The organism is Reichenbachiella carrageenanivorans, assembly GCF_025639805.1.
In the GTDB taxonomy this organism is placed as follows: domain Bacteria; phylum Bacteroidota; class Bacteroidia; order Cytophagales; family Cyclobacteriaceae; genus Reichenbachiella; species Reichenbachiella carrageenanivorans.
The window spans coordinates 4,231,060-4,245,697 of the sequence record NZ_CP106735.1 but is presented as its reverse complement, the minus strand read 5'-3'; the positions used below and the strand labels follow the sequence as shown (position 1 = coordinate 4,245,697).

The following is a 14,638-nucleotide window of genomic DNA, read 5'->3' as shown; positions in this document are numbered from 1 at the left end:
TTAATTACTTCGGGCCGAGGGTCGGGGAAGTAAACCCAATGGGCTATCGCCCTGCGATTAAATAAGAATAACTAAAATAAACATGGGTCAAATACTGGATCATATCATAGATTTTCCTCCCGAAGACTGCACAGTAACTGGTGAACAGATCGACGCATTGAGAGGCGATCAGGTAGTGGTGGTGCTGGACGACGACCCTACAGGCACACAGTCTGTACACGATGTTTTTATATTGACCGAATGGTCTAAAGAAGACCTAAGATGGGCTTTTTCACATGAGGTTTTTTATATACTCACCAATTCTCGGAGTTTGGATGCTGCTCATGCCTTTGCTTTAGTTTCTCAAATTTGTGAAAACGTAAAAAGCGTTGCTCATGAGCTAGGTAAGTCATTTCTCGTAGTCACTAGAGGAGACAGTACGCTCCGAGGGCATTTTCAAGCTGAGACTTCGGCTGTGAAACAAGCCGTTGGGCAGCCAGATGCCCTTACGGTTTTTGCGCCTGTCTTTTTCGAAGGGCATAGAGTGACGGTGAATAATGGACACTATATCAGAGAGGGGCAGCAGCTGATTCCTGTATCCGAAACACCATTTGCTCAGGATATGACTTTTGGCTATGCATCGAGCAATCTTTATGAATATGTGGAGGAAAAGAGTCTCTATGCTCCAGAAGAAATTTTTGATCTCAGTATTTCAGAGATTAGGCAGCAGACCATAGAAGAACTAGCTCAAAAGATATTTGATTATAAGTCGAAAAAAGTACTCATCATCAATGCTTTAGTACTTGCAGACCTTAGCAAGGCAGTCGCAGGGATTTTGCGAGCACAGCAGAAAGGGGTACAATTGATGATTAGGTCTGGCGCCAGTATGGTGTCTACATTGGCTGGTATCAGGCCAAAGGCTCTTCTCGGAGAGCAGGATTTTAGTGTAGGGCAGGTAGGGGGAGTGATCGTGGTAGGTTCCTATGTTCCTAAAACAACTGCACAGTTGAATTTTTTGACACAAAATCACCCATTAGAACAAATTGAAATTGATGTAAATCAACTTTTGATAAATGAATCAGAAATAGTCGCCCAGGCTGCAGTAAAGCTAAACAAAGCGGTGTCTGAAGGTAGAGATTGTGTGATGTATACCAGTAGAGCACTAGTATCGGGAGAGGATGGAGATGCAAGCCTATCTATTGTAAACCAAGTGTCTAATGGTGTCATCTCTATACTCAATAGCCTAGAGGAGACACCCGCTTTTGTGATTGCCAAGGGAGGTATCACGTCGAGCGAGGTAGCTACTAAGGTATTGGGTATAAAACGAGCCAAAGTACTCGGACAGATATTGCCTGGTATTCCCGTGTGGGAATTAGGATCAGAGACCAAGTTTCCTCAAATCCCATTTATAGTATTTCCTGGCAATGTCGGTGAAGAAGAATCGCTAGGAGAAGCGTATAAAAAATTAAAACCTACAAACGCATGAGCTATTTTCCGGTTAGATATAAGCTAGTCATATCCACTTTTTCACTCACTTTATTACTGTATATAGACCGAGTAGGTATATCTGCGGCTAAAGGTTTTATAGGTAAAGATTTGGGTTTGTCTGACCCTCAATTGGGCTGGGTCATGTCAGCTTTTGCATTGGGCTATGCGTTGTTTCAAGTGCCTGCGGGATTGATGTCCGACAAGTATGGGCCTCGACGAGTAATTGCGTGGATTGTCTCGGTATGGTCATTTTTTACTTTGGCTACGGGACTGGCTTGGAATTTTGTTACCATGCTTATCGTTCGTTTTCTTTTTGGAGCAGGCGAAGCGGGTGCATTTCCAGGGATCTCTAGAGCCAACCTGACTTGGATACCTCTTCGGGAGCGAGGGGTAGTCACAGGCATCAATTTTTCGGGCTCAAGATTGGGAGCGGCTTTTGCCTTTCCGCTGATCACTTGGGTGATTGCTAGTTTTGGTTGGCGGTGGAGTTTCTATTTGATGGGGGGGATAGGCTTGGTTTGGGCGTACTTTTGGTATGAGTGGTTTCGCGACATGCCAGAGGAGCATGCAGGAGTGAGTGAGGCTGAAAAAAAAATGATTGTGGAGCAAAGGCAAGCAATAGATCAGATACAGGTCAAGTCACTGCCCATCAGCACCTTGCTCAAGTCTACGAATCTTTGGTTGGCCATGGCACAATATTTCAGTAGCAATTTCATTTTCTTCTTTTGCCTTACGTGGATGTTGCCTTACCTGGCAGAGCGTTTTCAGGTGACAGCCTTGGAGGCCAGTGTGTATTCGATGTTTCCCCTGATCTGTGGGGCATTCGGCAACTGGTTTTCTGGCTGGTTGGTAGATAGAATATACAAAAGTGGGCACTGGCGGAGGTCCCGTTCTATTCCAGCCATTATTGGGTTTGTTTTAGTGGGCATTGGCGTATTGGTCATATTGTCGTCGTCTTCTATTGTAATCGCCGTAGCCGGACTGTCGGTTGCTGTATTTGGGGCAGATATGACTTTGAGTCCCTCTTGGTCCTTTTGTATGGATGTAGGCAAGGCCAATGCAGGAGCAGTCTCTGGGGCTATGAATATGGCCGGAAATGTAGGCTCATTTGTCACGGCCATACTATTTCCATATCTAATCAAGTGGACGGGTACTGCGGACACGTTCTTTATCATTTCAGGTGTGTTTGTAGCGATTGCCATATTGGCTTGGCTACTGATGAATCCTTCAAAATCTATATTGAATGAAAAAATATAAAGGGGTAGCTGTTGGGGCTGGGTATTTCAGCCATTTTCAATATGAAGCTTGGGATCGAATCCCAGAGGTAGCCATCGTAGCTATTTGTAATCGTAGCCTAGAGAGTGGACAAGCGATTCAGCAGAAATACAACATACCTAAGCATTATACAGATTACAAAGAAATGATAGACGCAGAGCGTCCTGATTTTATAGATATCATTACGCCTCCTGAGTCTCATTTAGAAATTTGTGAATATGCCGCCACCAGAGGTATTCACATCATTTGTCAGAAACCACTAGCACCGAATCTTGCAGAAGCTATTGCACTGGTACAGCTGGTCAAGGCTACTGGTGTGCGATTTATGGTGCACGAAAATTGGCGTTTTCAACCTTGGTATAGAGAGATGAAACGTCTTTTGGATGCCGACATTTTAGGTCAAGTCCATACCGTTTATTTTAGAAGTAGAATGGGAGATGGCTGGGGCGAAAATGCCTACATCCCAAGACAACCCTATTTTAGAAATTATCCTCGATTGCTGATTTATGAAAATGGCATTCATTTTATCGACACTTTTAGGTATTTGTTTGGAGAGGTGTGTCGGGTAAACGCTCGGGTAAGAAAACTGAACCCTGTGATAGCTGGTGAAGATTGGGCTAATGTGCAATTTGAGTTCGATAATGGACTTTTTGCGACATGGGACGCTAGCCGATACAACGAACCTAACTACCCAGATAGTAGATATACTTTTGGTGAAATGCTACTTGAAGGGATGCAAGGTACACTTCGGCTTTATCCTGATGGGCGATTGACCATACAGAAATTGGGCAAACCCGAAGAACAACATGACTATGTACATGAAAACACCAACTTTTCGGGAGATTGTGTCTACCACACCCAGCGTCATTTTATAGATGGTCTGATTACGGCTTCCGAATTCGAAACCAATGGAGATGATTACCTGAAATCATTGACGGTGCAAGAAATGATTTATCAATCAGCGGAGGCTAATATGCCAATAGAAGTGAGCCATCATGACACACTAAAAAAACACCTGTCGAATCCTTTGAAATCTATCTCATGAAAAGAACATGTCTATTAGTTTGTGGAATATTGTTTTGCCTTTCATCTCTGCATGCTCAGGTGAGCAAAGAGAAAAATGGCTATGTGGAGGTAGAAGCTGAACGCTTTTTCGAGCAGACGAATAGTAGCGACCGAACGTGGCATGTGATGTCCAAAACCGCTGTTCGACATGATCTGGATGGAGATTCTCTGGAGTATCTTTCGGCGAGCAGAGGGGCTTTTGTAGAGCTACTTCCCGATACGCGTGTCACACACGATGATCCACTCATTGCAGGAGTCAATTTCAGCAATGAACCAGGTATTTCGATTTTGAAATACAAAGTTAAATTCACTAACCCAGGGAAATATTATGTGTGGGGCAGGGCCTTTTCTACGGGCAAAGAAGACAATGGAATACATGTGGGAATAAATGGAGAATGGCCTGAATCAGGCCAGAGAATGCAATGGTGCGCAGGCAAGAACCAGTGGACATGGGCGAGCAAGCAAAGAACCAAAGAAGCCCATTGTGGAGAAGAAGGGTTGATCTATCTGAATATAGATAAGCCTGGCATGCATACGATTCAGTTTTCCATGCGAGAGGATGGGTTTGCATTCGATAAGTTCGCTTTGAATGCTAAATATGAACAGCCGAGAGATTGAATCAACCTATGATACTGCATGGGCCAGCATACGAGATAAATAGAAGAAAATGAGGCCACAATAAACCTAAAGGCAATGATCGACATAGACGAAACTTGGAAATTGATTTGCGTGAAGAAAGACAAAAAGTCTTATGACTTGTTTTTCGACCATTTTTATCCGAAACTTTTCAATTTTAGCTTGAGCTATGTCAAGTGTTCACTTGGAGCCGAGGAAGTGGTTTCGGATGTCTTTTATAGCCTATTGAGCGACACAAAAAAGCAACAGGAAATAAAAAGGGTCAGTGCCTATCTATACATTAGTGTCAAAAACAAGAGCCTAAACTGGCTGAGGGATCGTAAGAGAAACTTAACAATCGCACTAGATGAAACGACTGAATACAGGCTGTATGACCATACCCCCTTCCAACACGTCAAAGACAGGCAGGTCTTTGACGTGTTGGAAGAAAAAGTAAAAGAACTGCCTGCTCAGCGTCAGATGGTCTACAGACTCCTGCGTGAAGATGGTTTTTATATAGATGAGGTGTCTGAGCTCTTAGGGATATCCCACCGAACCGTTGAAAAACACTTAGAGCTCGCTACCAAAGATCTTTGCCTTGCACTCAAAGATTTTTTGCAAAATCAAAGACATCATCCCAAAATCCGTAAGATGTTTCCTCGTGGTCTGGCCCAATTTTTTTAACGCCGTTATGCACTCGCCTAATGCTTCCGAAAAAATGAAACTTTTTTTCGGAAGCATTACGTGTTGAAGGTTTACTTGGGTCTTTATAGTATAATTTTTTTGAATAGTCTAATGAAAAGAGACAACATATATGTGATTATATCTAGGCATTTAGCCAATAGCCAAGATAAAGAAGATGAGCAGATCCTACAGGAATGGGTGAACTCAAGTGAGAAGAATAGGGAAATATATGAAGGAATAAAGAACCATTGGCAAGCACCTACCCAAATGAAAGTGGCACGGTACAAAACCAATGAATTGAAAAACAGCCTATGGGAAGAGACCATAGGCAAGAATGCCAGTTTTCAAAAACCAAAAGAAACCAAGCAGTATGCACTGGTGATGAAAATTGCTGCCTCACTGATATTAATTGCAGGGCTTGCCATCATGAGCATTCAATATCTAGACCAGCCTGACCGCATCGCATCTCCCGTCATGGTGACAAAGAGCAATATCGACGGGGTGAAAACTAAAATTCATCTAAAAGATGGTACTGTGGTTCAGCTCAATTCGGATAGTCAAATAGCCTATGCACGAGAGTTTTCGGACACTGCCCGAACCATATGGCTAGAAGGCGAGGCTTTTTTCAATGTAGCGAAAAGTCAGAAGCCATTTTATGTGATATGCGACAATATAAAAGTGAGAGCTCTCGGTACGTCATTCAATGTATATGGCCATACTGTAGGGGATCAGACGATCGTGAGCCTATCTACAGGCAAGGTCTCTGTGACCAATATGGAGTCGCCTGCTACCCAGAAGGTATTTTTAGACCCAGGTCAGCAAGTGACTTATGATAAAGAAAAGAAAGCCTTATCTGCCGTAGAGGCCTTTGATCCTGTGATGGCTAATGGCTGGAAAGACGGTGTTTTGAGCTTTAATCAGGCGGCGTTAAAAGAGATCATACAGAAACTATCGAGGTGGTATGGTGTGTCTATCCAGCTCGAAAATAACCCAAGTAGTGTATTGACTTATACAGGGTCTTTTGAACGACAGTCTCTACACAGTGTACTGACTAGTATGGGGTATGTCAATGGATTCCAGTTTGAAATAGAAGGTAAAAATGTACAACTAAAATTTGATGCTTATGAGAATTGAAACATGACCACATAAAAAAAACCGATAATCGCCAAATTATCGGTTCCAATTCACGCATTGTCAATCGCTTTCTCGGCCAGACAATGCACTTAATTAACGTTTAATTAATCTTAACAAAAGTATGATAAACAAATTACAAAGACTAAAAACATTTGCCATGAGAGTATCACTAGTTGGTGTAATCACTCAATGTCTGTGCATGAATTTGCTCCTGGCAGGCGAGTTAGAGGCTCAAAAGGCCGTTAGTGTAAAGGAGGTGTCGGTAGACCTAGAACTCCAAAATGCGAGTGTGTTAGAACTGATCCAAGCACTCGAATCCCAGACTGATTATCAGTTTACTTACAGCAGCCAAGAGATGACTGCTAATAAAACCAAATTGAATGTGAATACTAAAAACGCTTCGGTAGGAGACGTTTTACTTAAAGTGTCTAAGGAGGCAGATTTACAGTTCAAACAAGTAAACAACAATATCAATATCAGTCCTCGAAAAAGTAAACATACGGAACGTCTCACTGTAGCTTTGGAGCAAATTGAGATTTCAGGAAGAGTGACTGATGAGACGGGAACAGGTTTGCCTGGGGCTACTATTATCGAAAAAGGGACTAGTAATGGTTCAGTTACTGATTTTAATGGAGATTATAAAATATCCGTATCAGAGGGAGCCACTTTAGCAATTTCATATATCGGTTATTTGTCCAAAGAGGTGCCTGTATCAGGTCGTAGTACGATCGATGTGCAACTAGACCCAGATGCAGAGCAATTGGAAGAAGTAGTTGTAGTAGGATATGGTACTCAGAAAAAGAGTGATCTTACTGGAGCCATTTCACAAATCACAGCCGAAGACTTTAGAGAGCAGCCAGTATTTAGAGTAGAAGATGCCATGAAGGGGCGTGCAGCTGGTGTAGCGATTACTAATCCAGCTGGTACTCCTGGAGGAGACATCAAAATTAGAATTCGTGGTGCAAATTCAATCACAGGAAACAATGATCCTCTGATCGTAATAGACGGTGTCATTGGTGGAAGTCTGAGCTCTTTGAACACCAGCGATATTCAATCTATCGATGTGCTAAAGGATGCTTCGGCAAGTGCTATCTATGGTGCTCGTGGAGCCAATGGTGTGATCTTGGTCACTACAAGAAAGGGTACAGGAGCTCCTAAGGTTAATATTGAGTACTTCCACAGTGTCTCAGAAAGACCACAAAAATTGGATTACCTCATGTCTGTAGATCAGTTTGCTCATTCTATTCCAGATACTGTTTTGTCTACCACCAATCCTGTAGACTATAATCAGGAGTATTTTCAAGCTGCAATTACAGATAACATGCAAGCTTCTGTAGCAGGCAAAGAAGGTAGAGTGGGCTATTTTATTTCTGCCAACCTAGTGAATCAGACAGGAATGATTATCAATACAGACTACAATAGAAAAAGCCTTCGTAGCAATATCGATGTAGATGTCACTGATAAATTGAAAGTAGGATTAAACCTCTTTGCTAGTCGTGAGACGACCAAAAACCTGGTGACTAACTCTAATGGAAATGGCTATAGAGCCAGTGGTGATGTACGGTCAGGAGTACTTTCCGCTGTGACATATGATCCCACTAAACCACTTTTTGATGAAAATGGGATTCCCTATGTAGAATCAGATTATGGTACCCAAAGAACCAATCCTGTGCATGATCAAAACTTCAGAAACAATTACCGTTGGCAAGATCGGTTCAATGCCAATTTGAATTTGTCTTATGAAATTATAGATGGATTAACAGTGAGCACAATTTTGGGATTATCTACATTAAACCTTCACAGCGAAAGCTATAGCGAATTGGGTATTTACCAATCGAGTGGTAGTCAGCAAGCACGTGCAGGATATAGTGGCAATCAGAGAACAAATTTCCAAAGTAGTAACATTCTGACCTACCAGAAATCATTCGGAGATCACAACATTAAAATGATGGGAATCTACGAAATCACGGAAAATGAGACAAGAGGAGCCAATTTTTTAGCAGAGAACTATCTTTTCCCTGCAGGATTTGTACAAGCTCAGTTGGCTCAAAATAGAACAGTAGAAGGTTCGTATGGTAGAAGTGCTGTGAGGTCCTTGCTAGGAAGACTAGAGTACACCTTCAATAGCGCATTGCTTGTCACCGCTACTTTGAGAAGAGACGAATCATCAAGATTTAGACAAGACCAACGGGCAGATGTGTTTCCATCTTTGGCTGTGGCTTACAACATGGGAGATTTAGGATTTATTCAGAATACAGGTTTTCTTGAAGACATCAAAGTAAGAGTAGGCTATGGCGTCACGGGTAACCAAAATGTAGCCAACTATGTGACCTATTCTAGGTTAGACGATGACCCAGACAATGTGAACTACCCTGTTAATGGTACTGACATATCAATAGGATTGGCTCCTGGGCGTATTGGAAACCCAGACTTAGTTTGGGAAACTACCAAACAGCTGAACGCAGGTTTGGATTTTAGATTGGTCAAAGGAAGATTAACACTGTCTCTAGATTATTATAAGAAAAACACAGACAACCTGTTCTTAAGTAGGCCATTGCCTGGGTATGCTGTCGGCGCCAACACTGCTGCCAAACTTGAAGTGAATCTAGGAGAGGTACAAAACTCTGGTTTTGAAATGGCATTATCATCTACCATCATAGATACGAATGGATTAAGCTGGGATGCTACTTTGACAGGAGCACTCAACCACAATGAGGTAATTAGCCTTGGAGGACTAGAGCAGCAAGTCGCAGGGCCAAATACATTGGCAGGCAATGGTCTAGGTACACATATCTACAAAGTAGGAGAGCCTTTAGGTGCTATCTATGGGCAGACCTATTTAGGTGTGTACTCTGTTCAAGATTCACTAGACAATTTGGCTGATAATATCCAGCCAGGAACTGCTAAGTATAAACTGGATACTGCAGGAGTACCAGAGTTAGGAATCATTGGATATGGTACCCCAAAGTTCAACTGGGGCTTCAACAGTACAGTGACTTTTAAAGGATTTGATTTGAATGTTTTAGTCACGGGAGCTCATGGATATGATATCCTGAATGTAACAAGAGCCTATACGAGTTTCACCACTGGTGGTATCAACAACCCTACAGGAAAAGACTTTATCAACCAATGGACAGAAGCGAATCCCACCAATGTTCCTGCTTCAGGAGATTTGATCCAGTCTACAAGATTTGTAGAAAAAGGGGATTTTGTAAAAGTGAGTAACATCACCCTAGGTTATAACCTTCCTAAAATGGATTGGTTGACTTCTTTGAGAGTATATGCGAGTGTTAGAAATGCTTTTACATTTAGCAATTACTCTGGCTACGATCCAGAAGCCATCGCCGATGGTCGAGATACGGTAACTGGCTTGGATGCTGGAGCCATACCAAACCCTCGTGTTTATACTTTAGGAATCAACATTGGCCTTTAAAAAAAGAATCATCATGATAAGTATATATAAAAAAATAGGAGTAAAATATTTGGCATTAGTCGCATTGTTGGCTGTATCGTATGGTTGTGTAGACCTAGATGAAGACCCAACAGAAGCATTATTGTCGCCAGAGGTAATGACCTCACCAGAGGCACTAGATGCAGCCATTGTAGGGGTATATAGATCTATTCAGAATTATGCTAATGCAAGTACTTTTTACATTGCAGGGTATGGAGGTGATGACATCACTACTCACCCCGGTAGAAATAAAGCTGGGTTCAGAGCTTTTGATCAGCGAAACGTAATTCCTACTACCGAACGATTAAATGATAGTTGGAATGGATATTATGAGCCTATCAGGGCACTAAACAATATCATCGAACAAAAAGATGCCATCGTAGGGGGAGATCTAGATGAGATTAATGTCCGAATAGGAGAAGCGTATTTTATGCGTGGGATGCTTTATATGTTCTTGACTAGAACCTTTGGCAAGGTACCTCTGAGCTTAAGTGCACTTCCTGACTTGAATTTAGGATTGTCAGAAATTGAAGATGTTTATATGCATATTGAATCTGACTTCAAACAAGCAGCTGCTTTATTACCAGACTTGCATCCCGAATCTGTAGGAGTAGGAGCCAGAGCAAACAAAGGCACAGCAAATGCATTTTTGTCTAGGTTGTATCTGTACTGGGGTGGTTATCCCTTAAAGGACAATTCGAAATATGCCTTAGCGGCTAGTACGGCTAAGTCTGTGATTGACAATGCGAGTGCACATGACTTTATGATGGTAGATGATATGCTTTCTCTCTGGTCACAGGAGGATGCAAATAGATTCAATACAGAAGGCGTTTTTACACTGGTATTCTGTCAGCCTTGCGATGATCAGTTTAGCAATAGAGCAGTAGGAAGAGTAGGATACCCTATAAATGCACAAGGGTGGAACGAAACATTCGCAGAAATCAAGTTTATGAATGATATGCCTGCAGGTCCTCGCAAAGACGCTACTTTCAAAGAATCTCTTACATTGAAGGATGGCTCTTCTTTGCACTATACTTCTTTCCAAGAATTACAACAACCGATGATCGTAAAGGTGACAGGACTGGAGTCTGAAATACCTGCATGGAGTAGAAATACAACCACCAATGTAAATCGCTACTTTATGAGATATGCTGAAGTGCTATTGATTTATGCTGAAGCTACAGGGAGAGCAGGTGCTAATGATGCCGCTGCTTGGGACGCCCTCAATCAGGTAAGAAGACGTGCGCTAGGCCACCTGCCATATACGTCTACATACCCAGATGATCTGACTGCTGCGGATGGAAACTTAGCTGATTTGGCATTTACTGAGCGTAAATGGGAATTAGCAGGAGAGTTCGAAAGATGGTACGATCTAGTGAGAATGGAGCAAGTTCAGACGGCATTGTCAGACAGGTCGCCGCTCGAATCGAACGCTATCGTAGGAAGCCTAGGCTTAGACAACTATTTCGCTCCTATACCACAAGAAGAAATAGATAAAGCTCCTCATTTGGCAGATTCAAAATAGTCATTAGTATAAAAATGTACACCCCGGCTAGGCCTCAGGCTTAGACGGGGTGTCTTATCAATCTAAGAATAAAGAACAGAAGCGGAAAGTAAATGACGGGAAAGAAAAACGTATTTAATCTACTTATGGCCTTATGGTATATGAGCGTGCTGATGAGCTGCGACCCTACAACTCATAAGGAGTCTAAACCACAGCTTTTTACCTATTTACCTTCCAGTAGCACTTCAGTGAATTTTGTAAACCCCATCATTGAATCTGAAGACTATCACTATTATCAATACATCTATGCCTACATGGGTGGAGGCGTAGCCAGTGCCGATTTCAACAACGACGGACTAGAGGATCTTTTCTTCGTGTCCAACACTCAAGCCGATCAACTATACCTAAACCAAGGAAATTTAAAATTTAAAAATATCAGTCAGACCACAGGCATAACGCATGCCGATGGATTTGATGCAGGAGTCACAATCGTAGATGTCAATCAAGATGGATTTTTGGATATCTATATCTGCAGAGCTGGTTGGCTGCCAGACGAAGACCTGTATACCAATTTGCTTTATATCAACAATGGCGATTTGACCTTTTCCGAACGAGCGAATGAATATGGCCTAGACGATGCTAATCGATCCGTGATGGCTACTTTTTTCGACTATGACAAGGACGGAGACTTAGATATGTATCTTGTTAACTCACCTGAGGTCACCTCCGATTATAGAAATATCTACCCCATAGAAGACCTAAAAACAGACCAAGCCACCATTGCGCTAAAAGGGAGCGACAAACTCTATCGCAATGAAGGAAACCATCAATATGTCGATGTGTCCGCCAGTTCGGGTATCCTGCCAGATCGAGGATTTGGCCTCCATGCGCAAGTAGGTGATTTGAACCAAGACGGATGGTTGGATATATATGTGAGCAATGATCTGGAATATCCTGATTTCGTTTTTCTCAACAATCAAGACGGCACTTTTAGCGAAGCAGCAGAAAAAGTAGTGAAACATATGTCATATTATAGCATGGGTAGCGACATGGCTGACCTGGATAATGATACTCAGATGGATCTGATGGTTTTGGATATGAACCCAGAGGATTATATCAGAGCCAAGACCACGATGTCGATGACCTCACCAGCCAAGTTTCACCAGATGGTGGATCAAGGATATCATTATCAATACATGCACAATATGCTCCAGCGAAACAATGGAGATGGCACTTTTAGTGAAATAGCGCAGCTAGCAGGTATGGCCAATACCGATTGGAGCTGGGCAACATTATTAGCAGATTTTGATCTCGATGGATTCAATGATATCTATGTGACCAATGGCGTGTTTCGTGATGTCATAGATCAGGATGCCAATATTCAAATAGGGATGACTGCACGCAAAAGAGGGCGCAAACCATCCGACGCAGAATTTTTGGAATATACCCAGATGTTACCCCAGCAGAAGATGAACAACTACCTGTTTAGAAACAGGGGAGACCTGACCTTTGAAAACATGACACAGACTTGGGCGGATACCTTGAGCACGTTTTCCAATGGCGCCATCTACGCCGACCTAGACAATGACGGTGATCTGGAAATCGTGGTCAACAATATCAACGACAAAGCCACCATTCTAAAAAATGAAGCCATAGAGCTAGGCTTAGGACAATATTTGAAGTTGCAGTTCAAAGGTCCTGCTCACAACCGCAATGGCATAGGAGTGCGTGCCAAAGTAACCTTCGAAAATCAGACCAGTCAAGTTCGGCAATTGATCAATAGCAGAGGTTTTTTATCTTCAGTATCCAATACACTCCATTTTGGGTTTTCCAAATCAAATCAGATTCATCAGGTCGAAATCACTTGGCCTGATGGCAAGACACAGACGATTAGATCAGTAGTCCCTAATCAACTTTTGACGGTAGATTATACCGTTGCCATCAACGAACCTAAATCAGAGACAGCTACCAAGCCTTTATTTGCCAAGCAAACATTAGGAGAAACACATGACGAAATACTGTACGACGATTATGTCGATCAGGTATTGCTGCCCTACAAATTGTCACAAATGGGACCTGCTGTGGCTACTTCAGATATCAATGGCGATGGGATAGAAGACCTGTATTTGGGAGGATCTCGTTCCTTTTCAGGAAAAATATTAATGGGCACAGAAGATGGGTTTCACCCGATAGTCACACCTGATTTTGAATCCGACCAGCGACACGAAGACGTAGCGGCGGTATTTTTTGATGCAGATCAGGATGGGGATCAGGATTTGTATGTCGTCAGTGGGAGTTACGAATATCCTATCGGTCATCCCGCGTTGCAGGATAGGCTGTATGCAAACGACGGAAATGGCAATTTTCTACGTCAGCAAGAGGCACTGCCTGCTATGGTGGAGTCGGGTAGTGTAGTGGTGCCAGCAGATTACGATCAAGATGGGGATATTGATTTGTTTGTAGGAGGGAGACTGATCCCTAGCAAATACCCACATGCCCCACGTAGCTTTTTGCTAATCAATGAAAAAGGAACGTTCAAAGACAAAACTGTAGAGCTGGCACCAGAGCTAGCATACCTAGGTATGGTCACAAGTGCTCAATGGGCAGACATTGATCAAAATGGAACCGATGATCTGATTTTAGCAGGGGAGTGGATGGGCATCGAAGTCTTGGTTAATACCCAAGGGAAATTGAGAAGGAGTACATCGTATGAAAATTTAGCACAGCAAGTAGGCTGGTGGAATCAACTGGTCGTAGACGACATAGATCAAGATGGAGATCTGGATATAGTGACAGGCAACCTGGGACTCAACAGCAAGCATCACGCCGCTATAGACAAACCCTACCATGTGTATGCTAATGATTTTGATCAAAGTGGTACAGAAGATGTGTTTTTAGTAAAATACTACAAAGACAGGCAAGTCCCCGTTCGGGGCAAGAATTGCTCTACACAGCAACTACCGCAGCTGGCAAGATCTATCACTTCTTATAGTGATTTTGCCCATAGAGATTTCGACGAAATCGTGGGGGCAGGTATCCAAACAGCCATTCATTATCAAGCAGTAGAATTTAGATCTGGGATATTTAGAAATCAAGGGAATGGGTTTGATTTTGAGCCGTTTACCAATCACTGTCAGGCTTTCCCTATCAACAGCATTCTGGTCGCAGATCTCAATGAGGATGGGCACAAGGATCTGATACTCGCTGGCAATAATTACATGATGGAAATAGAAACTACCCGAATGGATGCTGGTAATGGAGAAGTACTGATGGGTAGCCCCAATGGTAGATTGCAGCGTTTACCTTATAGCCAGACCGGGTGGAAGCTAGATCAAGATGTGAGAAGCTTGCATTTGATTCGTACTGCAGATGGTGGACGATCGGTACTCACGGCCAATAACAATAGTTCGTACCAACTACATCGAATATTATAGAAATGAGTC

At 42.6% G+C, this 14,638-nt stretch carries 9 protein-coding genes; all 9 read left to right on the top strand.

Annotation, left to right across the window (positions count from 1 at the left end; all coding sequences use genetic code 11):
• Positions 1-82: 82 nt before the first annotated feature.
• Positions 83-1,465: a four-carbon acid sugar kinase family protein gene (locus tag N7E81_RS17130; RefSeq protein ID WP_263050823.1), complete on the top strand. Its 1,383-nt coding sequence runs from the start codon at positions 83-85 to the stop codon at positions 1,463-1,465.
• The gene (locus tag N7E81_RS17125) at positions 1,462-2,724 is read left to right on the top strand and encodes an MFS transporter (protein ID WP_263050822.1); all 1,263 of its coding nucleotides are present in this window, start codon (positions 1,462-1,464) and stop codon (positions 2,722-2,724) included. Before N7E81_RS17130 ends, N7E81_RS17125 begins: the two co-directional genes overlap by 4 nt.
• The gene (locus N7E81_RS17120; protein ID WP_263050821.1) at positions 2,711-3,787 is read left to right on the top strand and encodes a Gfo/Idh/MocA family protein; all 1,077 of its coding nucleotides are present in this window, start codon (positions 2,711-2,713) and stop codon (positions 3,785-3,787) included. The genes N7E81_RS17125 and N7E81_RS17120 overlap by 14 nt, the downstream gene beginning before the upstream one ends.
• Positions 3,784-4,425, top strand: a complete 642-nt coding sequence (locus N7E81_RS17115) for a hypothetical protein (protein ID WP_263050820.1) — start codon at positions 3,784-3,786, stop codon at positions 4,423-4,425. The genes N7E81_RS17120 and N7E81_RS17115 overlap by 4 nt, the downstream gene beginning before the upstream one ends.
• Positions 4,426-4,500: 75 nt before the next feature.
• A complete protein-coding gene (locus N7E81_RS17110) occupies positions 4,501-5,106 on the top strand; it encodes a sigma-70 family RNA polymerase sigma factor (protein ID WP_263050819.1) in 606 nt (201 codons plus the stop codon).
• 111 nt (positions 5,107-5,217) lie between these two features.
• Entirely contained in the window at positions 5,218-6,240 is a 1,023-nt protein-coding gene (locus tag N7E81_RS17105) for a FecR family protein (protein WP_263050818.1), read from the top strand.
• Positions 6,241-6,397: 157 nt separating this feature from the next.
• Positions 6,398-9,673 carry a SusC/RagA family TonB-linked outer membrane protein gene (locus tag N7E81_RS17100; protein ID WP_263050817.1) on the top strand — a complete coding sequence of 1,092 codons (3,276 nt, stop codon included), beginning with the start codon at positions 6,398-6,400 and terminating at the stop codon, positions 9,671-9,673.
• 13 nt (positions 9,674-9,686) lie between these two features.
• Complete coding sequence (locus N7E81_RS17095) at positions 9,687-11,216, top strand: RagB/SusD family nutrient uptake outer membrane protein (RefSeq protein WP_263050816.1); 1,530 nt, start codon at positions 9,687-9,689, stop codon at positions 11,214-11,216.
• Positions 11,217-11,308: 92 nt separating this feature from the next.
• Positions 11,309-14,629, top strand: a complete 3,321-nt coding sequence (locus tag N7E81_RS17090) for a VCBS repeat-containing protein (RefSeq protein WP_263050815.1) — start codon at positions 11,309-11,311, stop codon at positions 14,627-14,629.
• Positions 14,630-14,638: the final 9 nt, after the last annotated feature.

Excerpts from the sequence above, each read along its gene's own strand:
- N7E81_RS17130 (WP_263050823.1), top strand. The coding sequence starts at position 83 with ATGGGTCAAATACTGGATCATATCATAGATTTTCCTCCCGAAGACTGC.
- N7E81_RS17125 (WP_263050822.1), top strand. The coding sequence starts at position 1,462 with ATGAGCTATTTTCCGGTTAGATATAAGCTAGTCATATCCACTTTTTCA.
- N7E81_RS17120 (WP_263050821.1), top strand. The coding sequence starts at position 2,711 with ATGAAAAAATATAAAGGGGTAGCTGTTGGGGCTGGGTATTTCAGCCAT.
- N7E81_RS17115 (WP_263050820.1), top strand. The coding sequence starts at position 3,784 with ATGAAAAGAACATGTCTATTAGTTTGTGGAATATTGTTTTGCCTTTCA.
- N7E81_RS17110 (WP_263050819.1), top strand. The coding sequence starts at position 4,501 with ATGATCGACATAGACGAAACTTGGAAATTGATTTGCGTGAAGAAAGAC.
- N7E81_RS17105 (WP_263050818.1), top strand. The coding sequence starts at position 5,218 with ATGAAAAGAGACAACATATATGTGATTATATCTAGGCATTTAGCCAAT.
- N7E81_RS17100 (WP_263050817.1), top strand. The coding sequence starts at position 6,398 with ATGAGAGTATCACTAGTTGGTGTAATCACTCAATGTCTGTGCATGAAT.
- N7E81_RS17095 (WP_263050816.1), top strand. The coding sequence starts at position 9,687 with ATGATAAGTATATATAAAAAAATAGGAGTAAAATATTTGGCATTAGTC.
- N7E81_RS17090 (WP_263050815.1), top strand. The coding sequence starts at position 11,309 with ATGACGGGAAAGAAAAACGTATTTAATCTACTTATGGCCTTATGGTAT.